General features: G+C 31.0%; 24 protein-coding genes. 11 read left to right on the forward strand and 13 right to left on the reverse strand.

Annotated features, from left to right (window positions below):
- Positions 1–365: 365 nt before the first annotated feature.
- Positions 366–1,880 (reverse strand): ATP-binding protein, encoded by a 1,515-nt coding sequence (locus AAGU07_RS03705; protein WP_342457859.1) that lies wholly within the window; start codon positions 1,878–1,880, stop codon positions 366–368.
- A 375-nt stretch (positions 1,881–2,255) separates the two neighbouring features.
- Between AAGU07_RS03705 and AAGU07_RS03710 the strand changes: the two genes are divergently transcribed.
- The 4 genes from AAGU07_RS03710 (at position 2,256) to AAGU07_RS03725 (ending at position 5,117) form a co-directional block, all read left to right on the forward strand.
- Positions 2,256–2,561, forward strand: a complete 306-nt coding sequence (locus AAGU07_RS03710) for a hypothetical protein (RefSeq protein WP_342457860.1) — start codon at positions 2,256–2,258, stop codon at positions 2,559–2,561.
- A gap of 559 nt (positions 2,562–3,120) precedes the next feature.
- On the forward strand, positions 3,121–3,315 hold the full coding sequence (locus AAGU07_RS03715; protein ID WP_342457861.1) for a hypothetical protein: 195 nt from the start codon (positions 3,121–3,123) through the stop codon (positions 3,313–3,315).
- 709 nt (positions 3,316–4,024) lie between these two features.
- Entirely contained in the window at positions 4,025–4,297 is a 273-nt protein-coding gene (gene albA / locus AAGU07_RS03720; protein ID WP_342457862.1) for a DNA-binding protein Alba, read from the forward strand.
- A 604-nt stretch (positions 4,298–4,901) separates the two neighbouring features.
- Positions 4,902–5,117, forward strand: a complete 216-nt coding sequence (locus AAGU07_RS03725) for a hypothetical protein (protein ID WP_069584056.1) — start codon at positions 4,902–4,904, stop codon at positions 5,115–5,117.
- A gap of 318 nt (positions 5,118–5,435) precedes the next feature.
- Here the strand turns inward: AAGU07_RS03725 and AAGU07_RS03730 are convergent, their stop codons facing one another.
- Positions 5,436–5,711 carry a hypothetical protein gene (locus AAGU07_RS03730; RefSeq protein WP_069584057.1) on the reverse strand — a complete coding sequence of 92 codons (276 nt, stop codon included), beginning with the start codon at positions 5,709–5,711 and terminating at the stop codon, positions 5,436–5,438.
- Between the two features lie 373 nt (positions 5,712–6,084).
- On the opposite strand from AAGU07_RS03730, the gene nudC reads away from it, so the two are divergent.
- The 4 genes from nudC (at position 6,085) to AAGU07_RS03750 (ending at position 10,700) form a co-directional block, all read left to right on the forward strand.
- A complete protein-coding gene (nudC, locus tag AAGU07_RS03735; RefSeq protein WP_342457863.1) occupies positions 6,085–6,921 on the forward strand; it encodes an NAD(+) diphosphatase in 837 nt (278 codons plus the stop codon).
- A 152-nt stretch (positions 6,922–7,073) separates the two neighbouring features.
- Entirely contained in the window at positions 7,074–7,877 is an 804-nt protein-coding gene (locus tag AAGU07_RS03740) for a helix-turn-helix domain-containing protein (protein ID WP_342457864.1), read from the forward strand.
- Between the two features lie 292 nt (positions 7,878–8,169).
- Complete coding sequence (locus tag AAGU07_RS03745; protein ID WP_342457865.1) at positions 8,170–10,074, forward strand: YhgE/Pip domain-containing protein; 1,905 nt, start codon at positions 8,170–8,172, stop codon at positions 10,072–10,074.
- 413 nt (positions 10,075–10,487) lie between these two features.
- The gene (locus AAGU07_RS03750; RefSeq protein WP_342457866.1) at positions 10,488–10,700 is read left to right on the forward strand and encodes a hypothetical protein; all 213 of its coding nucleotides are present in this window, start codon (positions 10,488–10,490) and stop codon (positions 10,698–10,700) included.
- Between the two features lie 218 nt (positions 10,701–10,918).
- Here AAGU07_RS03750 and AAGU07_RS03755 read toward each other — a convergent pair whose 3' ends face one another.
- Complete coding sequence (locus tag AAGU07_RS03755) at positions 10,919–11,080, reverse strand: hypothetical protein (RefSeq protein WP_342457867.1); 162 nt, start codon at positions 11,078–11,080, stop codon at positions 10,919–10,921.
- Between the two features lie 324 nt (positions 11,081–11,404).
- Between AAGU07_RS03755 and AAGU07_RS03760 the strand changes: the two genes are divergently transcribed.
- Complete coding sequence (locus tag AAGU07_RS03760) at positions 11,405–12,313, forward strand: cation diffusion facilitator family transporter (protein WP_342457868.1); 909 nt, start codon at positions 11,405–11,407, stop codon at positions 12,311–12,313.
- Positions 12,314–12,340: 27 nt separating this feature from the next.
- Here AAGU07_RS03760 and AAGU07_RS03765 read toward each other — a convergent pair whose 3' ends face one another.
- On the reverse strand, positions 12,341–13,102 hold the full coding sequence (locus AAGU07_RS03765; protein ID WP_342457869.1) for an alpha/beta hydrolase: 762 nt from the start codon (positions 13,100–13,102) through the stop codon (positions 12,341–12,343).
- Positions 13,103–13,569: 467 nt separating this feature from the next.
- Here AAGU07_RS03765 and AAGU07_RS03770 point away from each other — a divergent pair, with 467 nt between their 5' ends.
- Together AAGU07_RS03770 and AAGU07_RS03775 are read left to right on the forward strand one after the other, a co-directional pair.
- Positions 13,570–14,340 carry a ParA family protein gene (locus AAGU07_RS03770; RefSeq protein ID WP_342457870.1) on the forward strand — a complete coding sequence of 257 codons (771 nt, stop codon included), beginning with the start codon at positions 13,570–13,572 and terminating at the stop codon, positions 14,338–14,340.
- Complete coding sequence (locus AAGU07_RS03775; RefSeq protein WP_342457871.1) at positions 14,333–14,641, forward strand: hypothetical protein; 309 nt, start codon at positions 14,333–14,335, stop codon at positions 14,639–14,641. The genes AAGU07_RS03770 and AAGU07_RS03775 overlap by 8 nt, the downstream gene beginning before the upstream one ends.
- 329 nt (positions 14,642–14,970) lie before the next feature.
- On the opposite strand, the gene AAGU07_RS03780 is transcribed toward AAGU07_RS03775, so the two are convergent.
- From AAGU07_RS03780 to AAGU07_RS03820, 9 genes are all read right to left on the reverse strand, one after another.
- Positions 14,971–16,680 carry an MFS transporter gene (locus AAGU07_RS03780; RefSeq protein ID WP_342457872.1) on the reverse strand — a complete coding sequence of 570 codons (1,710 nt, stop codon included), beginning with the start codon at positions 16,678–16,680 and terminating at the stop codon, positions 14,971–14,973.
- A gap of 57 nt (positions 16,681–16,737) precedes the next feature.
- On the reverse strand, positions 16,738–17,247 hold the full coding sequence (locus AAGU07_RS03785) for a PadR family transcriptional regulator (protein ID WP_342457873.1): 510 nt from the start codon (positions 17,245–17,247) through the stop codon (positions 16,738–16,740).
- A 609-nt stretch (positions 17,248–17,856) separates the two neighbouring features.
- Positions 17,857–19,158 carry an ATP-binding protein gene (locus tag AAGU07_RS03790; RefSeq protein WP_342457874.1) on the reverse strand — a complete coding sequence of 434 codons (1,302 nt, stop codon included), beginning with the start codon at positions 19,156–19,158 and terminating at the stop codon, positions 17,857–17,859.
- A 592-nt stretch (positions 19,159–19,750) separates the two neighbouring features.
- Positions 19,751–20,497, reverse strand: coding sequence for a hypothetical protein (locus AAGU07_RS03795; protein ID WP_342457875.1), 747 nt, complete (start codon positions 20,495–20,497; stop codon positions 19,751–19,753).
- Between the two features lie 507 nt (positions 20,498–21,004).
- Positions 21,005–21,481, reverse strand: a complete 477-nt coding sequence (locus tag AAGU07_RS03800) for a MarR family transcriptional regulator (protein WP_342457876.1) — start codon at positions 21,479–21,481, stop codon at positions 21,005–21,007.
- Between the two features lie 83 nt (positions 21,482–21,564).
- Positions 21,565–22,986 carry an MATE family efflux transporter gene (locus AAGU07_RS03805; RefSeq protein ID WP_342457877.1) on the reverse strand — a complete coding sequence of 474 codons (1,422 nt, stop codon included), beginning with the start codon at positions 22,984–22,986 and terminating at the stop codon, positions 21,565–21,567.
- A 341-nt stretch (positions 22,987–23,327) separates the two neighbouring features.
- On the reverse strand, positions 23,328–23,486 hold the full coding sequence (locus AAGU07_RS03810) for a hypothetical protein (protein WP_342457878.1): 159 nt from the start codon (positions 23,484–23,486) through the stop codon (positions 23,328–23,330).
- A gap of 23 nt (positions 23,487–23,509) precedes the next feature.
- Complete coding sequence (locus AAGU07_RS03815; protein ID WP_342457879.1) at positions 23,510–24,436, reverse strand: prenyltransferase; 927 nt, start codon at positions 24,434–24,436, stop codon at positions 23,510–23,512.
- A 148-nt stretch (positions 24,437–24,584) separates the two neighbouring features.
- The gene (locus tag AAGU07_RS03820) at positions 24,585–24,758 is read right to left on the reverse strand and encodes a hypothetical protein (protein ID WP_176720264.1); all 174 of its coding nucleotides are present in this window, start codon (positions 24,756–24,758) and stop codon (positions 24,585–24,587) included.
- Between the last annotated feature and the right edge of the window lie 543 nt (positions 24,759–25,301).

The raw sequence follows: 25,301 nt of genomic DNA on the forward strand, positions 1-25,301 counted from the left end.
AACTTAAAATGACCCATAAAAATCGAATCTAAAATGAAAATACATCTCAGCAATATTATTATATAGTTTTACAAGATCATGAGATGCAAGAGTTTGTGGATCACTCACCATCATATATCACTAAAAAAAATGAGATGAAGAACTGTTTCTTATGGTTTTTTTAGTGAGATGTTACTTATGACACCATTAACCATCCCCTTAACTGATTAACTGCACTTCATGTCTTTTTCATGGCTGTTTGCACATCAAATGTGATAGCTATCTTATTTTAGCAGTTATGTAGCAATCATCGTAACTACAATCTATTTTGATTTAGTTATTTTATTAGGTTATGTATGGCTAAGGATGTCCCACTTAACTTGAATTTAGTTAACCCTAAAATCAGAAGGAATAGTAAAATAAAACGTTGATCCGTTCTTAAATTCTGATTCAACCCATATTTGTCCCCCATGACGTTCAACTATTTTTTTACAAACTGCAAGTCCAATTCCAGTCCCAGAATATTCATCTCGAGTATGCAATCTCTGGAATACTTCAAATATACGATCTCTAAACTGCGGTTCTATGCCTATTCCATTATCAGCAACTGAAAATATATAGTTAGTACTTACTTTTTTGCAAGAAATATGGATTTTCATTTCTCCTTGGTTTTTACGAAATTTAATTGCGTTACTTATAAGGTTCTGGAAAAGCTGGATCATTTGTTTATCATCTACTATTACGGTAGGAAGTGGATCTATTGTAATTACTGCATTACTTTCATCAATAGCTATTTTCAAACTATTTAATGTTTGATTTAAAATTTCTTCGAAATCAGAGAGTTTAAATTCGTTATTTCTTGTATTAATCCTCGAATAATCCAATAATGCTTTAATCATTATTTGCATCCGATTTGCACCATCTACGATATAATTTATAAATTCATCTGCATCTTCGTCTAACTTATGATTATACCGCCGCTTTAAAAGTTGTGTAAAACTAGCTATTGTTCTAAGTGGCTCCTGAAGGTCATGGGAAGTGACATAGGCAAACTGTTTCAGTTCGTCATTGGAGCGTTTCAGTTCATTTATAAGAATATTCAATTCAGCTGTTCTTTTCTGAACCGTTAGTTCCAGTTTATCATGTGCTTCCTTTAATGATTCTTCAGCCCTTTTACGCTCTGTAATATCGCTGTTAATTTCCATAAAACCAATTGGGGCATTATTTTCGTCCTTCTGTAATGCCCACCTACTGGAAACTATAATCTTTTCACCACTGCGCTTTGTATGAATTAATTCACCTTCCCAGTAACCTTTAGAAAGAAAACGTTCACATGTTTCATTTAATGAATCTGGAAATTCAGTTTTAAGTAAGTCATGAGTAACTTCCCCCAAAACTTCTTCTTCATGCCAGCCATACCTTTCTTCAGCACCTCTATTCCAAAAAGTAATTTTATCTTCCATATCATGGACAATTATGGCATCATGAGTGAGATTAAGCAAATCAGCCTGTTTTTTTAATTTTTTTTCTAATTTGTATTTATAAAAAGCATTTTCTATGTTACATTTTAGTTCATAAATACCGGCTGGTTTTACAATAAACCCATAGGGTTCAGTTAATTTAGCCCTTTCAAATGTTTTTTTATCAGAATAAGCGGTTAAATATACTACCGGAACATCAAAACGTTTTTTAATTAATTTTGTAGTTTCTATACCATCCAGTTCCCCTTTAAGTACAATGTCCATTAAAATTAGATCTGGTTTTAACTTTTTTATCTTGTTGATAACATCTTTTCCAGTATCTTCAATTGAAAGTACTTCAAATCCTAACTTTTCTAGTGATATCTTAATGTCTAAAGCTGTGATTACTTCATCTTCAACGATTAAAACTTTTATACACATTTAAAGTCCTTCATTTAATTTAATATAATTTCAAAATTATTAAAATATGTAATTATTTGTATTATACTATGATTAGAGTTACATCTATATAAATTAAAGGTTTAATTAGAGCAGATAGTAAAATAGAATTTAAAAATCAAAAAATAGTTATCGTACATTTAATATGCCCCCATTCCTTAAAATTAAATAATTAAAAGCAGATTAGTGTAAAATTTAGTCAATTAAATCAAAAACATTATTTAAATAGGTATTAACAAGATACATCCTTTCTAAGTACTTATCTTTCTTTTAAAATAAATTCAGAAATTAATGAACCAAAAGTACAAAATTTTTAATATTATTATTTATAAAAATAGTATTATGTCGGATCAAAAAATGAATGATAAACAGATAGTTAAAAAATCAGAAAGCATAGAGGAAGGCTATCTAGACATAATAGAAAACACATTGAAAACATTTAAAGAACAAAAGAAAGCAGATATTCATTACTTAGATAATATTGAATATATATTAGAAAATTACAAAAAAGAACTGGAATATATGGACAAGAAGAATAAAGAAATGCACAATAAAATCGTAAAATTAATTGAACATAAAAAAGTTCTGGATGATGAAGTTAAAGAAGACTTAAAAAAAACTGACAAACATATTCAACTAATTAAAATCCAAAAAGAATTGTAACTAAATTCAAAGTTAAATAACTAATTTTATTTCATAAAATTATATTAATATCAGTTTATACTGGTTATTGTATAAAATTAAGCTCAATATCACCTTTATTTATTATAACATTCTTTAAATGATTCTTATTTTGTCAACTTTATATATATCAACTAATTCATCAAAGTTTTCATTCAAATCAACAATTAATATGTTATTAAGGTTTAAAAAATCAGTATTTAGCTGTAATCCATTACGAGATATAATTTTTGAACCCCCTCTTTATCAAAATAAAACAAAAAACCAACTATTTTTCTTTAAATACGTTTTAGATCTTTGTCAGAATTTTGAAATGTAATAAAATTAATTTGAAAGGTCAAATACTTTAATTAAAATAATAACAAATAGCCAGAGAATGTAATACTATTATAAATGTATAGAAAAGCTTATTAATGATTTAGATACAATATGTTAGTATATTACTGATTTATAACTATCTGTACTAATTACGCCGCTTCAAATGTACCGGCATTATATTAATAATTCTGTTTATTTTAATCAAAATTTCGAGGTGATAGATATGAAAAAAACCGTAGTAAATTGGTGGAATATCATAGTTAAATTAAAAAATGACAGCTCTTTATGGGACTATCTAGAGCCTGCAGAGATAATGGAACTTGTACAAAGAATGAAAGAAGCAAAGGACATGATAGCAGGGTTAGAAAAATATATTAATATAGATTTAAGGCCTGCATTGCAGAAATTGAATTTTTAATATTCAATTAGCCTAATTTCTATATAATTTGCTTTTTGTATTAACCCCATTATTTTTCATTATAATTTAAAAGATTATTTTTAAAGTTTATTTATGATTTAGAAGTTGAATAATTATATTTTAAGATAAAAAGACTAATTAACTATTTTCAAGTAAATCTACAAATTAGAAGAACATAAAAACGTGAAAATATAAATTTAATTATTATTTCAAGATATATTCTCCCTACTAAAAAACATTTTAAAAGATTTAGAATTAAAGATTAATCTTAACATTATGTATACCATCATCGATTACTTTTTAACCTGTTATTAATCCCACAATATGAATCTTAAATACATAAATGTATATAATATTAAATCCAAATAAGGTAATACTGGAAGTTTTTTTTCTTGGAGGTTGAAGAAAATCTCTTGAGATTTTAGAAAATACATAGTATTTTCTAACCGGAGGAAACTAAGTTTCCCCGGCCCCGAAAACGGAGTTTTCGAGGGCTCCCAAAAAATTCTATGAATTTTTTGAGGATTTTCTGAACCGGGAAAAACTTGTTTCCTCGGCCGCAAAACTGTCAAAATCAAAGATTTTGACGCCATGAAAATTTTCAATTCTCGCAAATGAAATTTGCGAGTTTGAAAATCAAAGATTTTCAATTTTCACAGGCTTTGTTTTGCAGGCCCCAAAAATATCTTCATTTTTGGAGGTTAAAAAGATGTCAGAAGAAAATATTGTATACATTGGAAATAAACCTGTAATGAACTATGTTCTAGCTGTAGTAACTCAAATGAATGGTGGCGTTCCATCAGTTATGTTAAAGGCCAGAGGAAGAGCCATAAGTAGGGCAGTTGATGTTGCTGAAATTGTAAGGAACAGATTTATAACCGAAGCGGAAGTAGGAGCTATAGATATCAGCACAGAAGAAGTATCAAACATGGAAGGATCAAACAGTAACGTTTCAGCCATTGAAATACAACTCAGCAAATAAAATCTAAAAATTCTTATAAAACCTCTCTTTAAAGAGAAATCTTTTTCTCTTTAAAACTTAATTAATTTTTTAAATTTTTCATTAATAAAAATTCTGACTTTTAAATCTATTTTTTTAAAATAGAAATTAAATTAATAAAAAAAGTTCATTCAACTATTTTAAAATTAAATCTAGAATATATAGTCATTTAATAGTTAAACACTCATGTTCCAAGTTGTGCAGAATATATTTCATGTGGAATACTTCAGTATTCCACATATTTTTAAGATAATTCCACATACAAGTTATAATTTAACATAAAGTATATTCATGCACATGATCACAGATATGAACATAGCTAAAATAACATGATTATGTATTCTAAATACACATGAACTTATTAATTTTTGGAGTCGCAAAGTTTATATTTGATTAGAAACATCTTCATTATATCTTTATATTGCGATTATATCTATTTAGAATCAGATTTTACCATTTAAATCAGGATTCATATTTCTTTTTTAATAAAAGTTAACTAAAATGGAGGTTTTCATCCATTTAGGTTAATTAATCTCCATTTATACTGTTAAATTGTATCTAATATTAAAAATTGGAATGACCACAAATGAAATTCAGGAAAAACACAGAAAACAAAAAAGAATCAGAGGATTTATTAAAAAAAGCGAGCAGATGCAACCCTAAAGGGCTAAAAGAACTACTTAAACAAATTGAAGCGGAAATTGTTGTGTGTAAAGGGAAAAATCATGACCTTTTAATAGCAAAGACCATAATTACCAGCAGGTTAGCTTCAATGAGAGATAGTGGTAAAATACCATTATAATCTCTCCTTATTTTATAATTCTAAAATTAATAGATTATCTAATTAGTTATAAGGCCAGTTGCCAAGTAATTTCAATGCAAGCCTACTTTTTATCAGATATTTAATTAACAAAACTGATATTTAACAAGCTGATATTAATATTCAACAAAATTAAGGATTATTGGACTTGAACATGTTACGCTCATTCATGACATGTGTAAACTGTACTGATTCGTTTAATAAATTAAACAACTATAAAAAAAGATATACAGAATAATATTCAAGTCATGAGCGTAAATAGGTCCTAGCCCGTAAAAAGTTAATTATTCAAGTTAACATTTATTTTGCTGCAGTCAGTGGAATTTTCCAGATATAACCAATTCTTTTTGCGGTTTCAGATCTCTTTCCTTTCTTTTTATTCTCGTTTATGTAGTCTTCACTACCTTCCCATTTTTCCACATTTTCATCAAGATATTTGGCTATTTCTTCACTGTATTTTCTTGTTCCAATGGTATAATAATCAGCTTCATTACGAATATAACTAATTCCGTCGCCTTTTTCTTCCATAAAATTTGATATTTCAATTAATTTTTCATAAAACTCTGCATCTACCATTTAATTTTTCTCTCCTTTTTATAATTTAATTATACAGTCTTACGCCTTGAACTTCATTTCTCCATTTTTATTTAAAATTTTCCAATGGAGATAAGGTAAAATAAGCAATGTTACTTATGTCTTATCTACATATATGTTTCTTTTTATTGCAATTAAATAGAAAAATTTAAATTGTAAATTTGAGATTTGAAGATTATTTATATTATTTTTTCTCCTATTTAAAAATAGGGGGTAAACATTTTGAAATAATGAAAAATTGTTTACCTATATTTTGAGACTTTAAAGTCTGCCAAAATTTACAGTATTATTAATTAAACAAATTGCACATCATATGCGAATAATTATTTATCAAAATGTTAAATTACTATTAATTATGTCAAGAGAAAGCATTTATAATCGATACATTCCTGCAGTTATTCCAGATCCCGAAAATGATAATTGCGCATACTGGTTCGTGTTTAACCAGAATAAAATGTTGATAACCCATAACAAGATTAAGATCCCCTGCACAAAAAATATAGAAGAAGTTGATATTTTTCCAATTAGAACCCATTATCTTGGAACATTGGATGGGCATCCCTGTTACTCTGCAGAAGTCAATTCTGATACAGATGAGCTGAAAAAAATGGATTTTAGAGAGCTTCGTTCATTATACGGCGTTTTAGATGAAGATGTATTCCTTCTAGCTGGAAAAGCTTTTCAGATTGTAAATTGGGATCAGACGCACCAGTACTGCGGTAGATGCGGCTTTCAAACTGAGGCATTGGAAGGTGAAAATGCAAAAATCTGTCCAGAATGCGGATTCATAAGTTACACCCGCATCTCTCCAGCCATAATAACCGCAGTATTGAAGGATGATAAAATTCTCCTGGCTCGTGGCAGTAATTTCCCCAAAAACTGGTACAGTATTATTGCAGGATTTGTAGAACCTGGGGAAACCCTTGAAGAATGTGTAAAAAGAGAAGTTACAGAAGAGGTAGGTATAAAGGTTAAAAACATAAGATATTTTGGAAGTCAACCATGGCCATTTCCCCATTCATTGATGATTGGATTTATATCAGAGTATGAAAGCGGTGAAATATGCGTTGATAACTATGAAATAACAGATGCAAAATGGTTCGGTATTGATAATCTTCCAGAGCTGCCTTCAAAGATGAGCATATCCCGAGAAATTATAGACTGGTACATAGAATCAATGAAAGAAAAATAGCTTTAAATTATTTATAATCAAGTTTGAATTATATTAACAGCTCGAATTTGTAAAATACAGATCTATATTATTTTTTGACAACCGCAATTCTTATCCTTATGACTGATCTATATTAGTTTAGTTAAAAACTACTAACTTTAGGATCTATTAATATGAATGAAATATCAACCAACCTTATCGAATCATTGAAAACCATGGGATTAGCCGAATACGAGGCTAAAGTGTACTCTACTTTGGTATTATTTGAACGTGCAGAAGTTAAACGTATATATGAATATTTAAACGTGCCTAAACCAAGCGTATATCAAAGTTTAAAAGGGTTGATGGACAAGGGCCTGGTAATGATGGTTAGTTCCAAACCTGCAATTTACAGGGCCACCCCACCTAAAATAGCCCTTAAACATCTGATAGAAGTCCATAAAAATGCAGAAAAAAGTGCCCTAGAAGAATTAGAGCATCTTGAAAAAAGTAATTTAGAGGCGGAAGATTCTGAAATCATATGGACTCTCTTCGGCGGAAATAATGTTGAACACAGCATGGAAGAGTTAATAAGTAAAGCCAAAAAGTCAATAAAGGTTCTTCTCCCTACAGAATATATAGATTTCCTTTCTTTTGTAAATAACAAAGACTTAAAAATTGAATTATTAATATTTGGGAAGGACACGTCCATTGCAAGTCGTTACAACTTAAAAAACTTAACTGTGCATGATGGGCAGGAAATAGATGTTTTAGACTTCGGGGATCTTTCTAAATATTTAGATAACCTCCCTTTACCTCCAGAACAGTATGCTAAATCAATATTTATATTCATTGATAATAATGAATTTATGTTTGTACCCCCATATCCTGGAAAGACCAAGTCTGGCGTTACATCAAAAAACCCATATCTTATAGGCCTTGTAAATATAATAGCTGGTGCAGTATGGGAGCACACTCCAGAAGTGCCATTAAAATAAGCCAAAGAAGATACTTTAATTTATTTTATACTGAAAATTATGATAATTTCCAGTATATACATTATAAAACCATTAACTATTCTTTTAAAGATTTTTTTTAGTATATACGATATTTACAGAAATTTGTAAAGATCATCTAATAAGTAGTTTTTAACATAACTACTATCAAAAAGTTTATATACTTAATGGCCATTTATATATTTCTTTACGTAGTTGTCATGTGCATAACTACCACACTTGATTATTCACATAATTATTCAATATAACTATTTAAAAATAAGGACGGAGATTAATGATAAAAGGGATAACAGAAATCTTTAAAAATGATATTAAAGCCATTATACGCAACCCAGTAGTCATATTTGTATTACTCGTAATTATCTGTATACCTGCACTTTATGCATTACTTAATATGCAAGCAACATGGGATCCCTACAGCGAAACTCAGAATATTAAAGTCGCAGTAGTTAATAATGATTCAGGTTATAATACTAATGGTACGCACTATAATGTTGGAAACACATTAGTTGATGAATTAAAAAATAATAAAAATTTCAGCTGGCAGTTTGTTGACAAAGATACTGCCCTAAATGGCGTTAAAAATGGAACATATTATGCTGCATTAATAATTCCAAATAATTTCAGTGAAGATTTACTTTCCATTGAAACAACAACCCCCCAACAGGCTAAAATACAATACCTAGTTAATGATAAATTAAATCCAGTCGCCCCAAGGCTTACAAATGCAGGGGCTGATGAAGTACAAACTAAAATTAACAATGAGATAGTTAAAACTGTGGACGGAATTATTTTTGGTAAGCTCAGTGATGTAGGGGACATAGCTAAGGAAAACAAAGCAGAATTCCTTAAACTAAGATCATTTGTAAATGAACTGAACGGAAAAATAAGTGCTATAAACTCAGATATATCAGAAGCAAATTCAGACATGAGTACTATACAAGAAATATGGCCCAAAGTTAGCGCAGCACTACCAGAGATACAGAACTATTCCAATGCTATAAGGAAAAATTATGATTCATTATATAATCAAATTGAATCCAATCCTCAAGCAGCTTTAAGTAAAGTTCAAAACATGGAAACACAGTTAAACACAACTATAACTGGCCTTAAATACGTTGACGCTATTTTAACCAGCTTATACAATGCAACAGGGGACGCTCAGTTAAAACCAATCATCACACAAATTGAAACTGATATTGGCTATGGAAATCAAGCATTAGCTGTATTACAAAAAGTAGAAACTGCTATAAAAGAAGGTAAAAATCCAAAAGGAGAATTAGCACAATTAAAAACTTTAATCGACGAAATGGACGATGGAGTAAATACATTAGTAGCTAACAAAGCAAGCATAAATCAAAAAATTAACAGCGCAGCGGCCAAGTTAAGTTTAGTCAACTCAAAATGGCCTACAGTTAAAAGTGCCATACCCATAGCTGCAGCCAAACTAAACTCAATAAATGTGGCAGATATAGACCAATTAATAGCATTCTCAGATACCAACCAGGGTGATGTTAAAAATTACTTCGAAAGCCCAGTAGAATTAGATAAAGAAAGCATGTATCCTGTGGATAACTATGGATCTGCTCTAGCCCCATTTTATATACCAATATCACTGTGGATAGGATGTATCATAGCCGTTGCAATGATAAGCATGCGGGTAAAAACAGGCAGAATATATAATGCCGCCAGTGTTTATCTTGGAAGAATGGGAATCTTCATAATAATAGCCATACTGCAGGCATTACTAGTTGCAATTGGGTCATTATACCTGCATGTGCAGATTTCATCAGCGCTGCTGTTTGTTTTGACCACACTGTATATTGGTATATGTGCCATGATAATAGTCTATTCAATGACATCTGCTTTTGGAAACGCTGGAAAAGCACTAGCCATCATAATACTTGTGCTGCAAATTACAGCAACAGCGGGAATTTTCCCACTGGAGATACTGCCTCCATTTTTCCAGATGATACATCCATATTTACCCCTTACATATGGAGTTGGAGCTCTAAGGGAAGTAGTTGCAGGAGTTATATGGAGCACATACTGGTACAATATCATTTACCTGACAGTATTCCCAATTTTAGCCTTTGTTCTAACATTGTTGATCAAAGAAAAAGTAGATAAACGCGCCCAGTGGACAGAAGAAAAATTAAAGGAAAGTGGTTTATTCTAAGCTAAAATATAGCCAAATAAATCCATTTCTTTTTAATAAATAGCCCATTAGGGCTAACATTTTATATTTTTTAATTTTTCTAATTTCATATAATGCCATTTAAAATAGGTTTTTAATAGATACATAAATTAAATAGTCTAAACATGTTCAAAATGCAGTTTTAATAATTTACTTATGATTTTAAATCAGCAGCAGATTATTTTATAAGTAATGAACCTCTAAAATTAACTCTTATTAACAACCACATATGGCATCCCTTTCCACATTTGCAATTCAACATAAATGGCCCTAAAAGTTGATTTCCAATAAATATATATTACATAAAGACAATACTTTATTACTTAGTTTCGTATTTTATAAGAAAATATCATTTGAAATTGAATTATCCAATTAAATTAACGGAGGTTTATTACATGCCACTTCCAGAAACTGAATATCAAAAGTTAATTAATATTTTAAATAAATATAAAACACAATATTCTTTAACCTTCGAGGAAGATCTTAATGATATAATCGAAAGCATAGAACTAGATGCAAAAATAAGCCATAAGGATTTAAATAAGGCTAAAATAAAAGTTTTAAATACATTCAAGGGACCAGAAATTGGCGTTACATTCGAAGATTAAAATCAATGTTTCTTTTGTTTTAATATTGACATTTTAAATTATTCGTTAAATTTTATGATTTGAATTATTTTTCAAGGATTTTAAAAATCATGTTTAAATCTATTTTCCACGTAAATACGAACAGTTACAACAATATGCAAGATGGTTTAAATAAGATACAATAAAACATTTAAAAATCCATTACATCCCCCTGCTATTTCCATAAAAAGTACACGCATTTAAACAGCTTCAAAATTAGAATCGCCACAAAATGGACATTTAGTTTTATCTTCTAATTCCAAATTTTCGCTGGTTAATACCTTTATTCTGCTTGCTTTAGGAATAGCATAATTATTTCCACAGTTTTTACATTTTACAGTCTCACTATTTATATAAATCATGATTTTAACCCCCAAAATATTATTTTGAAACACGTATACAAATGTATTGTTATATATTATATTTTTATTATTACTTACATTTGGCAATCTAAAACAGTTTAGTATTAGGTATTTAGTTTAAAAATTAAAGATTTCATGCAGTTATTTTACTGTATAATCCTTGATTAATATTAATAATGTTAGTAAATTCCATAAAACGCATATCTATGCTTAATTAGTTTATACCATTTGAATTAGTAACATAACTGGTGCATTTAAATTCATTAAATCTAAAATAGCATAAACAATTAAAATAAAAATAAGATCACATTTGGAGGGTGCAAATTGCAGAATGCATCAGAGCGAGAAAAAGTAGGTAAACAAGCAGCTTATGTCGCCATATTTGGAAATATATTCCTTACAATATTTAATATAATCGTTGGGATATTTTCGGGAAGTACCGCGCTTGTAGCTGAAGGTTTTCACACATTATCTGATGTTTTAACTTCAGTTATAGCATTTATAGGTTTTAAAATAGGTATGAAACCAGCGGATGAAGAACACCAGTATGGTCATGGTAGAGCAGAGCCTATTGTAGGACTTATTATTGTCGTGTTTCTATTAATCGTGGCTTATGAGATAATATATGGAGCTTATGCCAAAATTATTCTTGGAGAAATAGTTGCACCTCCAGGTTTGATAGCTGCCCTAATGGCTGCAATTGGAATAGGTATAAACTATACAATGAGTACCTATCTTACACAATCTGGAGAAAGAATTAATAGTCCTGCGCTTATAGCTGATGGGAAACATCAAAGAGTGGATATATTCTCATGCGTAACTGTTCTAATTGGGGTCGTAATATCTCAATTTGGAATACCCATCATAGATACTATTGTTTCAGTATTTATAGCCATAATAATACTTAATACAGCTTTGCATCTAGCACTGGACAATTTTAACACGTTAATGGGTAAAATACCCTCAAAAGAGCTGATTGAAGATATTAAAAGTGCAGCATTAACATCGGAGTGTGTTAAAGGCGTCCATGATGTAAAAGTGAATAATATGGGGCCTTATGCATCTGCTGAACTGCATATTGAATTAAATAAAGATTTAAAACTTGAAAAATCTCATAAAATAGCCCATGAGGTTGAACAAAATATAATTAACAATGTTGAATCTATTAAAATGGTCAGTGTTCACACCTGCCCTACTGAGGTAATATGTAAGCAAAATTTAGAAAAAAAATGAACTATTATTCTTATTTTTTGTAACCCCTTAAAAATCTTTATCATTTAGCCATGCACGTACTGTTTTATTAAAAAGCTCTGGTGATTGTAAATTCCATAAATGATATAAACCTGGAGCTTTGAAGATTTGAGAATTGGCAAGACATTTATTCAAGTCCTCAGCAGATTCATGCACTATTTCCCATTCTGTTTCACCCATAGCTATTAAAACCGAGTTTTCTACTTTACATAATCCTTTAGGAATTCTAAATGCTGCATTTTCATTTAACATACGTTTAGTAAGGCCGTAAGTGTTAAACTCCATTATGTCTTTTCTATAATTTTCCAAATATTCGAGGGGTATCTTTCCATTTTCCAGAAATTTCTTTAATATAAAATCAGATTTCAAAAAAGGACGAAATATGATGCTCAAAGGCATCATTGTTAAAGCAAACCTTCCATAATAAGGTCGTACTACTGTTCCACTTGCCATTGCGTGATCTACAACTTCCGGTGCCATACCTAAAATCTGTATCACTAACTGACCGCCGAGGGATATTCCAATTATATGCGCTTTTCCATTATGCGCCCTATCCTTGATAAGTTCTATAATTTGTTCTGCAGCTGTTTCAATTGTAAAATGAGCTACATGCTTACTTTTTCCATGTTCAGGAAGATCAGGGACTAAACAATGATAATCTGTAAATCCATCCCGTTGTTTATCCCACATCCAGCCAGATAGCCCGCCACCAGTTATAAAAACTATTGACTCTTCATTTTCTTTGCCTGTCTCTTTAACAAATAGATCCATGAAATCCTCCCTAAATATTTGGTGATTATATCCTTCAGTACCTAATTATCACTAGATATCATATATATCATACTAGCCCAATATAATCTTTTTACAATAATAAATAGTATTTTATATCAAAATAAAATCTAAAAAATAGTTTTTTTAATCCCAAAAATTGGATAATAAACTTACTAAGTATATTAAAATACAAAATAAAATCTTTAATCCACTAAATACATTATTAAATACTAATTTGAATATAAATTGGTATTTAATGCCTATTTTTGTACAGAATTATACTTTTGATTAATAATAATATCTGTAACTTGTAGAAATCTTTTTATATTTAAATACTCAAACTATGAGTAACTTAGTAAGGTATAACTTAGTAACTTAACCAGGTTATACCTTAACAACCACATAAGTTAGTAACTTAATCAGTTATACATTAATAACACATTAACTTAATAAAAAGGAGAAAATGCATGGCAGAAATTATAGCAGTCCTTAATCAGAAAGGAGGAAGTGGAAAAACAACCACTGCCGTAAATTTAGCTACAGCACTGGCAAAAAAGGGTAAAAAAATAGCACTAGTAGACTTTGACCCCCAAGGTAATGCAACGACCTATCTGGGGTTGATGAAAAGGGAAATGAAAAATACTATGCGAGACGTACTTCACGAGAAAATCGACGCTAAAGATGCAGTACGGATTACTGAATATGAAGGGCTGGAATTAATTCCATCAAACATAAAACTCTCAGGTATTGAAGGGTATCTCAATGCTCAAACTTCCCCCATTTCAGTATTAAAAAGTAAACTGAAAAATATCAAGGAGGACTATGACTACATCTTCATAGACGCGCCCCCCACATTAAACATTATAGCCACAAATGTGCTTACGGCAGCAGACAGCGTAATTATACCAATCCAAGCCGACCCATTTGCGCTAGAGGGAATGGTAGACCTGCTTGAAGTTATTGATATTATAGCAGAAGACCTCAACAGTCCTACAAAAATTAAAGGAGTTCTTATAACTAAATTTAGAGCCAATACAAAATTAGGTAAAGAGGTTAAAGCCGAAGTGCAGAAATATTTTAAAAACGAACTATTTAAAACCACCATTCCAGATAACATTAAGGTATCTGAAGCTCCAGGATACAATAAACCAGTGATCATCTATGATCCAGATTGTGCAGGTAGTAAAGCCTACATTGAACTGGCAGATGAATTTCTAGCGAGGGAGAACAATGAATAAAGGAGGGTTAGGTTCAGACATGGGATCCATGTTAGAGCGAAGAGAAAAGAAAAAATCTCAAAAATCAGAATTTGCATCTGAAAAAATTAATGCAATACTACTTGAGGAACTTCACGATAAAATTAAAAATCAGCCCAGAATCTCATTCTGGGACCCGGAATCTAAAATTGTCCTGAATTATCTTAAAGAAACTAAACCCAAGTTCAGTATCAGTAAGGAAATTTCCAAGGTTTTACAGGAATACCTGGAAAAAGAATATCCTGAAATTTGGAGGGAAGTAAAAGAATTAAGAAATGAATAAGTGAATAACTTATTCATTTTTTACTTTTAACACATCCCTACACCATTGAAAATAATATGGAAAATTTACCTGTTTTACCTCTTTTATGCCCTTTTTTAATAAAAGGAACTGCTAAATAAACTATTTCTATAAAATCAATGTTTTATTTACTTATTAAATTTATAAGTTATACAGTTATTAAGTTATGCAGATAAGTAAAACCCATTTCAATATAAATTTATCAAACATATTTATCTAAACTTTCTATTTATTCTATTTCAACTCTACAAATCTAATTAGTGTTTCAAGGATTTAACTCGTTAAATTAAAACTAAAAAGAAAAAAAATAGTTAACTTTGAGTTTTTAAGTCTATTTCTTCTTCATTACCTAACTTCCCATTTGGTTTTTCCTGTTGGTGTATATATTTTTCACCCCTAAGTGCCGATAGTACGGCAGCTATAATTGTTAACAGTGCACCTATATAAAATGATATTTGTAGTGCCGGCATGAATGCTTTTGCAAAGATGGTTGGGAACCATGTAGTGCCCGTTAAAGTGCTTAAAGTAGATGGAGGTATATTAGATACGATTGGTGCGGGTAAACTTGTTAGTATTGTACCAACTGGATTATAACCCAGTAAACTAGAAAATAATGCACCTGTTGCTGGAATATTGCTTAGTAATGGTACTAAGTTAACAGCACCTATACTGGTTAATGAACTTGTTATTTCTCCAGGGAATCTTTGAGTTATTCCCACTATAACTATGGTAAAGAATACAGCCATACTAGCTGTAAAAGCAGTATTCATAAAGGTATAAATCATCCCCGAGGCCACTCCCCTTTCTTCTGCAGGAACAGAATTCATTATAGAAGCATTGTTAGGTGAACCAAATGTTCCAAAACCTATTCCCATCATTAACAGTACTAAACCAAATTCTATGTAACTGAAATTATAAGGTAATACAGCTAATAATAGGAAAGCTACTGTGGAAATTGCCATTCCAGTAGTGGCTATTAACCTGGATCCATATTTATCAGACAGCATACCTGATAATGGTCCCATAATACTCATTCCCCCTACTAATGGCAGCATGTAAATACCCGCCCAAAATGGAGTGGAATCGTAACTGTAACCATGTAAAGGCAGCCAGATGCCTTGCAGCATTATTACGAGCAGGAACATCACACCACCCCTGCTTAATGAACCTAAAAAACCCGCCAGATTTCCATATGTAAACATTCTAATTTTAAATAAGTCCAGTCTGAACATAGGTGATTCAACCCTATTTTCAATGAATGGGAATAAGATCAATGCAGCTACCCCCAGTATCATGGATGTTATCACCCATGGATTACTCCAACCCATAGGATCGTTACCGTAGGGCATTAGTCCATAAGTAACACCAATGAGTAGTAGTGTTACACCCAGAACAAATGTGAGGTTTCCCCAGTAATCAATTTTGGTTTTAATGGATTTAATAGATAATTCTTTTAATTTATAGTATGATAAGAAGGTTCCAATAATTCCGAAGGGTATGCTAACTAAGAACACGTACCTCCAATCGAATACCGCTAGTAAACCTCCCAGAACCAATCCTATGAACTGTCCTGACATAGCTGCAACGGTATTTATACCTAATGCTTTTCCTAATTCATTTGATGGGAATGCATCAGCTATTATGGCTGCACTATTTGCCATAAACAAAGCAGCTCCTACAGCCTGTATTAATCTAAATACAATGATCTCTACTGCACCGGCATCTCCTGTTGATGGTGTCAAAAATAGTAGTACAGAGGCGACGCTGAATATCAGGAACCCCCACCTGAACATTTTCACACGGCCGTGAATATCTGAGAGCCTGCCGAAAGAAAGAAGTAAAGTAGCCGTCAATAACGTGTAACCCATTATAATCCACAGTAGATACTGAAATGAATCCAGTGGATTAATCTGTATACCATTAAATATAGCTGGAAGAGCAATGAGTATAATACTCATGTTTATACTTCCAATCAGGCTTGCTATAATAACCGTTAACATTGCAGTCCATTTATACTCCAAAAACATCAACTCCGATAAAAATATCTTTTCACAAAAATATTTAAAAAGTCCAAATATTTATTTAAGGGAATCTTCTAATTCCGTTAACCTTTCAATTAAAATTCTAATATTTTCTTTCTTAGATTGTAATTTTTCTTTTTTAAAATCAGATAATAAGGCAATGTAACTATCTATTTCATTTAAAGCTGTATCTATCGCAATTTCACCGCGTTCTAAAGGTTTATCAATGGAATACCATAAACTTCCCATTAGTTTACGGATGGTTTCAAACCCAGTTTCAGTCAGCTCATACTTACCCTCATCCCCCTTCAATACAAGACCTTCTGCTTCTAATTTTTTAAGTAACGGATAAATTGCACCTGATGAAGGTCTTAATGCTTTATCCAAACGTTTATCATAATTATTATGCGTCATTTCTCGTATCATTTCATGATGTTTCTCAATGGAATCCATAATTTCCACGCCATTTTTAGGGGACTTCGATAAAACGTGCAACGTCAGAACTCTTAAACCGCCCAGTTTTTCCAGCTCATATAACTTCCCAGAAATATCTTCTAACCTTATCATAATAAAAATTCATGTCGATCATTCTATATATATCTTTTTATCGATATGTAAAAAAGGTATTATAAATGCTTATTTTTCTAAATAAATGATTTAAATGAGAATTAGTTTATATCTATATCTAATGTTAGATACAAATATGACATAAAATGGAGACATGTTAAGACATCATTTGAAAAAATAAATCGATTTTCAGTGAAATTATGGAATATTAAATGAAAATTAATCATTCACTTTTCTAGTTCCCTTATTTTAACTTTTTATTTATCCTATTTCAACCAACCATAGATTTAATAGTTTTTTATTGATTTAAGTGCATTTATTCCAAAATTCACTCTCCTAAACATTAAAAAACAATTTAAAATTAAATACACTGAACTTTTCCGCAGTACTTGTTTGGCACCTGCTGTTTAATTTCAAAATAATTATACTTGAACCCATTCCAGATACTTGTTTGCACCTGAAATTAATTCCAAAATTCTTACAAGGGGCTATAGTACTGCCATTTTTCATACAATCAATTCAATTTACTGTACTGAAATAGGCCTCAATATGCTTTAAAAAATAGTCATTACCTTTCTAAACAAATTTAATCTCATAGCTAAAAAAATTCTATTCTTTAATAGGTATCGTGAAGTAAAAAGTAGAGCCTTCTCCAAATTCTGATTCAACCCAAATTCGGCCATTATGGCGTTCAATAATCCTTTTAACTATTGACAGTCCAATTCCGGTTCCATGATATTCTTCTCTTGTATGTAATTGCTGAAATATTGTAAATATACGTTCAAAATATTGTTCTTCTATCCCAATACCATTATCTTTTATACTAAAAACATATTCATTCGCATTTTCATCTTTATATGCCGATATACTGATTTTAAGTGGTTCTTCACATTTTCTGAATTTGATAGCATTTGAAATAAGGTTTTGAAATACTCTTTGCAACTGTCCCCCATTTCCCACGACAATTGGAAGTTTATCATGTGTTATTTCAGTTTTAGACTTTTTAATTGAATCATGGAGGTATTCCATAGTTTGATTTAGTATTTCATTGAGATCTATAAGTTTAAATTTTTCTTTATTAGTTGTAACGCGTGAAAATTCAAGTAAATCCTGAATTTGTTGCTTCATTCGGATTGTAGCATCTACAATATACTCTATGAATTCATCAGCGTCACTATCTAATTTACCTTTATAACGCCTTTCTAATAATTGAGTGAAGCTGGCTACAGTTCTAAGAGGCTCTTGCAAGTCATGAGAAGACACATAAGCAAATTGTTGTAATTCATCATTAGACTCTTTTAATTCTTTTACAGCATTTTTAAGTTCAACTGTTCTTTCTGAAACTTGTTTTTCAAGATTTTCATGTGCTAGTTTCAATTCCTCTTCAGCTTTTTTACGTTTAGTGATATCTGTTACAGTTATGCGATACTTTTCATTAAACTTGTTGTATATTGGCATAATTTCCATATACCCATAAAAAAAATTTTTATTTCCTTTTAACTGGAGTTCTAAACTCTGAGTTTTACCAGTATTGATTGCAGTGGTAAGCAAATTAAAATAATCGTTTCTAGATTCATTTTGAATAAATCTGACAAAACCCCTCCCAATTATCCTCTTTTTTTCTAATTTAAGCAATTCAGCTCCTTTAATATTGATATTTTTTATATTACCATCTTTATCCAGTGAAAAATAACCTACAGGAGCATAATCGTAAAGTTCATGATATTGATTATAAAGATTTGAAGTTTCTTCCTGAGATTTCCTTAGTTCTTCATTTTGCATTTGAAGTTCTATTTGATGAACTTGGAGTTCATGCACTAACTCAGAAATATTTACTGGAATATTGCCCTTTTCCTCAGCCTTCCGCAGCTCTTCCTCCGCACGTTGACGTAATTTCTTTGTTTTGCCCATAATTTTCGCTCCAAATCCTTAATCAATAATTGGATGATAATTTATAAAACAAGTTAAAAGTTTCGTATTAAATATATGAGTTCCATTGAATTATACTTTATTGATTTTTTTTTAAAATGGGCATTCTGGGGTGTAGCTCCTTATCCAAGGCGGATTTTGATAGAGTAATAATCGCAAAATTCTCTCAAAATCCTCAAAAATCTCTGATTTTTGGGACTGTCAAACGTGGAGCGTTTGAGCATTGGAAATCAAAGCCTACAAAAATCTTTGATTTTTGTGGCGTCAAATCAAAGATTTGACAGATTTCCAAAGGTTAGAAAATACCACGTATTTTCTAAAATTCTTCGAATTTTGGTGCCGCAAAAATTAAAAATTTTTGCAGGGTTTTATTTTGCAAATATCCAGTCCTTAGACGGAGTCTTTTCCTGGGAGGTGGCGGGGTATTTAACGAATAGGGCAGATATACTATTAATCTTACTCTCTTGTCCCCGTTTGTGGTTTCTTTATAGATTTATTAATTGATATCGTTAAAAGAACTCGTTTGATTTGATTTCATAAAAAAGAAGCCATTAAAAAAGAATTTAATTTGCGGTCACATTAACTTACTAGTATCAATATTCAACAATTTCAAATAAGTTTTATAAGCCTTCACCACATCTTCTTTCAACATTTTATTTCTATTTTGATGTACAACGTTACAAGCAGCAAGGAAAGTTAAAGCAAAATTTTCAGTGGTGCCAAAAGTGCTTGAAGTTGAACCCCACCTTACAGTTGCAATATTTCCACGTATTCTATCTATTTTTCCAAAGAGTTTTTTGCCCTGTTTATCCCATTTAACGTCTTTAAGCTTATTATAGAATTCTTCATCTGGTACTTTGAAATTTACTGGTTTGTCAAAATCATCTAAAAGTGATATTAAACGTTCTAAAATAGCATGCTCTTTTACAGTGGAGTTACGGTTTAATTTTTTTTGAGCATGTGCATAATGTATACCCCCAATTAATGCAAATAATGCTTGAAAATGAGTTATAATGATCACACCTGTTAAAGATGCAACATAAAGAGGAGGATCCTTAAGAATTTCAGAAGCCAATTTAACTTGCTTTAATCTCATAAGATCATCCACAGTATCAATATACGAAGTCATTTCTTCAGGATTCTTATGACCAGCTCCATATAACTCATCATAAACTTCAGAATCCATCAAAGAAAGAACATCATCAAGAACTTCTTTCAAACCCTCAACATCAGAAAAATCTTTTAATAGTTTCTCTGCATTTTTCTTATTCTTTTGCTTCTCTTCATCAATATCATAGTCAATATAATCATGTAAAGCCATTTTTATCCCCATCTTCATTAAAGGATATCTACATTTCTTCATAATTTAATCTAATCTTTTATAGTTAAAAGATAGTATTATTATTTGCTGTTACAATCAATAGAATTCATTTGTGGTCTCTTTTATTGAATTCATTTGATTGGTGCCTTTTATTGGATTCATCTATGGCACCTCCAATAGAACTACCGTCCTTCTTGTCAGGGTTGAAATACTGCAAAGCTCTCCTAAGGAACTAATCACTTCTATTTCTCTAAAAGCCTAATCTCCCGCTAGGGATTACTATTCTATGGCAACATTCTAGATCCAGCTAAGGATTCTATAAAAGGTCACTCATCTTTGCTACCTGCGTATATACACTTTTTAAATTGTTTTACTTACTCTCTAAAACACCATACAAGAAAATAAGATGAGTAAGTTATTCACTGAATAAGTTATACAGTTACTAACTGAATAACTTCACATAAATATTAAAATACAAAAATAATCCTTAAATAAAAATATAAAATGTTAACGCTTTCCTTTTTTGAATTCATACATTAATTCCATGGATTCAACAGCTAAAACCTGTAACATTTCTTTTAATTTGTTTTTTTCATCAAGTGATAAAGATTGAACTCTCTCTTCCCATTTCTTATCTATTTCTGAAATAGCATCTACAGCAGCCCTTCCTTTTTCTGTAACTGTAATTATCTTCCTTCTGCGGTTGTTTTCATCAACTTTACGTTGGACCATACCTGCATCTTCCAATTTTCTCAATGCCCGGGCTATTGTACTTTCATTCATGTGAAATCTACTTGCTAACTCCTCCTGAATTATGCCGTCTTCACGGGCTAAACCCATTAAAAATTGAAACTGCCCTCCAATCCCCAACTTTTCTATTTCACTAAATAAAAAAGCCATATGAGACCTGCTGATAGTGGTTATTAAAGATCCTAAGGGCATATCCATAATTTCTTCCTTTGATAAATGTCCTCTTTCTTTCATTTTTCTCCCGATTTTTATATTTAAGTAACCTTATTTTTAATTTTAATGTTTTCTTGTATTTAAAAAGAGGAGAAAAAACTCAGTTAATTTATCCTTTCTCCTTTTTTAAATTCTCTCACAGTTACCTCCCCAATTTCTTCCTTCTTTAACCCTCTTAAAAAGAGCCTAAAGTATAGATAGCTGATAGCAGACCCTAAAATAACACCAATTACTATTCCCCAGTAAATCCCGACTGCACCTAAATGAAGCACAATTCCCAGGACATATGCAGCAATTAGTGATAAGACCAAATCTCTTATAACAACTAAAAGCAGTGAGGTAGTTCCTTTACCCGCTGCCTGGAACACAGCGGTGGATGCAAGCCCAAATGGAATTGCCATAAAGAATATACAGAAAATTCTAAGGAACTCTGCTATCATTGGTATCATATCCCCACTGTTTGCAGAATAAGCAAACAACCAGGCGATATTTGGGGCGAAAATGTAGGTTACTACCGCCAAAACCAGAGATATAATCACCCCTAATTTTATGGCATAATGACAGCTTATCTCTAAATTTTTATAGTTCTTTGCACCATAAGCAACTCCGGCAACGGTTAATACAGCAGTTTCTATTCCAAGTGCAGGTATTATCCCCATGGACACGATTCTCCATCCAGCAGTATAAACAGCCACTGCAGTTGTTCCAGCTGCAATAACTAACATTGCATTGATACCTACTGTCAGCACAGACATTATAAACTGTTCTACACTTGCAGGTAACGTTATTGCGAGTATACCTTTAATGATCCCTGCATCAAAATGGAAATCTTTAAATTTAAATGCTAGATAAGTATCCCTTTTTATAAGTATCCAGTAAAATATGGCAACTGCTGCTACAGATGATGATAATACAGTAGCTACTGCTGCCCCGCTAATTCCCATGTTCAGTGTGTAAATAAATATGGGAGCTATAACCATGTTTAGTATACTGCTTATTGCAATTGCATAGGTAGCTCTCTTCATGTCTCCTTCTGCACGCAGAATACTGGACCCAACTGAATTAAATAGTATTGCAAAAGACCCAGCAAATATAATTTGCCCGTATTGTGTTGCAAGGGTTAACACACTTGCCGCACCAATTGCAAGTAGTATATCCTTTAAAAGAAGAATCAAAACAACAGGAAGCACCACAGAAAGTACAGCAGTTATTAAAATTGCATGCATACCTGCATTATCTGCATTATCTTTATCGTTTGCCCCTATACACCGGGCTATAAGGGAAGTAGCACCTGCCCCTAAGCCCTGTGCAAGCCCTACAATTACCATAAATATTGGAGAAATAAACCCCAAAGCAGCAAGTGCATCAGCACCAAGTCCTGCTACCCATATACTGTCAACTATCTGGTAACTAACTATAAGGATCATGATCAACATCATGGGGAAAGATAATTTCCTTATGGCTCGCTTAGGATCTCCTGTTATCAAGTTAATCCTGCTATTTGCATTTTTAGTTTCATCTATCATTTTTTTATCCCCTAATCTTTGATTAAGATTTTCTTTAACCTTTTTCTATTTTGTTAAAATTACAAGTTCAATACCCTTGCACATATCAATAGTTGCATACTGCAAGTGTTAGGAAATATAACACTCATTACATATATACTTGCACCATGCAAGAGTTGTGGTCAAAATCAAAATGCCTTAAAAAACACCAAATATTATCAAAAAACCAGAATAAAAGTCAAATTAAAGTAAAAAAAAATCATTTATAAACTAAACATGCATAAAAAAGTAAATAACTTGTATTCTACATGCAAAACTACACCCTAAATGCAAAATACAAATTAAATCACAAATAAAATCATTTATCCCATAAACCAGCCTAAAACTCTAAATATCATAAATGCACTTTTAACCAACCTATTCAATATAGCTATTCCAATTACAATACGTCCAAATATTCCAAACTTTGAAAGAAGCCAAAAGCTCACAAATTTCCATATTATATCTATTAACCAGCCCATATTAATTTCCTCCATTCATATTTTTACGATAAGATTAAAAACACGAAATAGCTGTTAATTAAAATTCCAATTAAAAATATTGATTTAATATTGAATGTAGCATATTTAGTAGCTGATTCTCTATCTAAAGGCATCTTCAGCAGCTCCAATATCCCCAAACTTAAGGGAATTAATGAAATAAAAGTAATCACTTTAAAATTTAGGACCTGCGGATAAAGACCCGTAACTGATATTAAAGCAAAAGATAGTGTCATCATAAACGCAGAAATTCCAATAAACTTAAAACCAAATTTACGGCCATTTGCTACAACCAGAGTTATTTTACCACCCAGTTTATCCCCTTCCATATCTGGAATATTGGCACTGTTAGTTAAAAATAGTCTTGAAAAAGCAAGAGGTATAGTGAAAATCAGCATAGGAATAGTTAATGTTCCCATTAAAGTAAAAAATCCTGCAGAAGGCAGTAAAATTCCATAAAGAGCATTTGAAACTTCACCAAGCCTGTTGTAAGCTAATTTTAAAGGAGGTGCAGTGTAAAACCATGCTAAAAAATTACCAAATACTGCCAGTAAGAAAAATTCAACAGGGTATGAAAAAATAACAATAAAAACAGCTGCAAGAACTACTGAAAGCAAATTAAGTGCAATAGCTAATCCCTTTGAAAATCGCTTTAATTCAGGGTTTTCAAGTAATACACCACTACCTGCAGAAACAGTACTAGGTCCTGAAAGGCTGTCTGTTTTAAAGTCATAATAATCATTACTGTAGTGAACAGCAAGATGACATAAAAGCAAAATTGAATAACCCATTATAAATTTAGTTAAACTAAATTCAGCATTGAAAATAACCGATAACAGGGCACCCATAATAAAAAGCAAAAATCCATCAAACAGGAACATTGGCCTTCCTAATTTAACAATTTTTATCAGGGTATCCCATTTAACATTCATAATATTATTAAATAAATTATTACATAAATATTTTTTAATACTGTTTAAGATATCTAAAAAAGTCAATATCTTTGGGCATTTACCCATTCCAAATATGTTACATGTTTAATAGTTAAAGTTTATTGAAATTTTTACTTCAAAATAGTATCTACAGAATATTTTTAGATTCAGGAAAACCTGATTTCTCCTCGATAATTTCTCCAAGTTCATCAACTAATTGTTCTAAATCTTCATCATCATCAGAAGTCCATTCCATCCCCGCATAATCATACAATGCTTTAAAATGTTTTCGTAAAATTTTAATAGCTTTTTCCTTACCCATAATAAGCCTCCCCCATCTAAATTATTATTTAATTTGATTTAATATAAATAAATATCTTTTCACAATTAAATTTAAATTTAAATTTTTAACTAAGAGTATACAGCATAAATTTTATAAAATATACATAATAAACATTCTATTTATAAATTCACATCACTAATACTGCATAATATGTAAATTAAATTTGATTCATGATTATATGTAATGGAATATAATCTTAAATGTTTTTATTTTGTTGTTAATGTGATTAAAATCACACAATAGACCATCTACTTTAAATAATTTAAAATTAATAATGGATATTGCGTATTTTACCAATTTGTATCTATACGCCCTCAAAGGTGTTAGACCACTAAAAAAACAAACACCTACCACTTAGGGACACTCGCTTACACTCCTATACTGAGTGTCCCTAAGCCAATGTTAAATTAATTTTAACAAATAAGGATAATTGATAAAAAATAAATTCTTGTATCTTAAATCTAAGGCACCATCTAAAATGTACACTACTCCCAGAAATATTCAATTTAAAATATTTCGTAA

The sequence above is a fragment of the Methanobacterium sp. genome (genome assembly GCF_038562635.1).
In the GTDB taxonomy this organism is placed as follows: Archaea; Methanobacteriota; Methanobacteria; order Methanobacteriales; family Methanobacteriaceae; genus Methanobacterium_D.

Coding starts and splice junctions, on each gene's coding strand:
- AAGU07_RS03705 (WP_342457859.1), bottom strand. CDS start 1,880: ATGTGTATAAAAGTTTTAATCGTTGAAGATGAAGTAATCACAGCTTTA.
- AAGU07_RS03710 (WP_342457860.1), top strand. CDS start 2,256: ATGAATGATAAACAGATAGTTAAAAAATCAGAAAGCATAGAGGAAGGC.
- AAGU07_RS03715 (WP_342457861.1), top strand. CDS start 3,121: ATGAAAAAAACCGTAGTAAATTGGTGGAATATCATAGTTAAATTAAAA.
- albA (WP_342457862.1), top strand. CDS start 4,025: ATGTCAGAAGAAAATATTGTATACATTGGAAATAAACCTGTAATGAAC.
- AAGU07_RS03725 (WP_069584056.1), top strand. CDS start 4,902: ATGAAATTCAGGAAAAACACAGAAAACAAAAAAGAATCAGAGGATTTA.
- AAGU07_RS03730 (WP_069584057.1), bottom strand. CDS start 5,711: ATGGTAGATGCAGAGTTTTATGAAAAATTAATTGAAATATCAAATTTT.
- nudC (WP_342457863.1), top strand. CDS start 6,085: ATGTCAAGAGAAAGCATTTATAATCGATACATTCCTGCAGTTATTCCA.
- AAGU07_RS03740 (WP_342457864.1), top strand. CDS start 7,074: ATGAATGAAATATCAACCAACCTTATCGAATCATTGAAAACCATGGGA.
- AAGU07_RS03745 (WP_342457865.1), top strand. CDS start 8,170: ATGATAAAAGGGATAACAGAAATCTTTAAAAATGATATTAAAGCCATT.
- AAGU07_RS03750 (WP_342457866.1), top strand. CDS start 10,488: ATGCCACTTCCAGAAACTGAATATCAAAAGTTAATTAATATTTTAAAT.
- AAGU07_RS03755 (WP_342457867.1), bottom strand. CDS start 11,080: ATGATTTATATAAATAGTGAGACTGTAAAATGTAAAAACTGTGGAAAT.
- AAGU07_RS03765 (WP_342457869.1), bottom strand. CDS start 13,102: ATGGATCTATTTGTTAAAGAGACAGGCAAAGAAAATGAAGAGTCAATA.
- AAGU07_RS03770 (WP_342457870.1), top strand. CDS start 13,570: ATGGCAGAAATTATAGCAGTCCTTAATCAGAAAGGAGGAAGTGGAAAA.
- AAGU07_RS03775 (WP_342457871.1), top strand. CDS start 14,333: ATGAATAAAGGAGGGTTAGGTTCAGACATGGGATCCATGTTAGAGCGA.
- AAGU07_RS03785 (WP_342457873.1), bottom strand. CDS start 17,247: ATGATAAGGTTAGAAGATATTTCTGGGAAGTTATATGAGCTGGAAAAA.
- AAGU07_RS03790 (WP_342457874.1), bottom strand. CDS start 19,158: ATGGGCAAAACAAAGAAATTACGTCAACGTGCGGAGGAAGAGCTGCGG.
- AAGU07_RS03795 (WP_342457875.1), bottom strand. CDS start 20,497: ATGGCTTTACATGATTATATTGACTATGATATTGATGAAGAGAAGCAA.
- AAGU07_RS03800 (WP_342457876.1), bottom strand. CDS start 21,481: ATGAAAGAAAGAGGACATTTATCAAAGGAAGAAATTATGGATATGCCC.
- AAGU07_RS03805 (WP_342457877.1), bottom strand. CDS start 22,986: ATGATAGATGAAACTAAAAATGCAAATAGCAGGATTAACTTGATAACA.
- AAGU07_RS03810 (WP_342457878.1), bottom strand. CDS start 23,486: ATGGGCTGGTTAATAGATATAATATGGAAATTTGTGAGCTTTTGGCTT.
- AAGU07_RS03815 (WP_342457879.1), bottom strand. CDS start 24,436: ATGAATGTTAAATGGGATACCCTGATAAAAATTGTTAAATTAGGAAGG.
- AAGU07_RS03820 (WP_176720264.1), bottom strand. CDS start 24,758: ATGGGTAAGGAAAAAGCTATTAAAATTTTACGAAAACATTTTAAAGCA.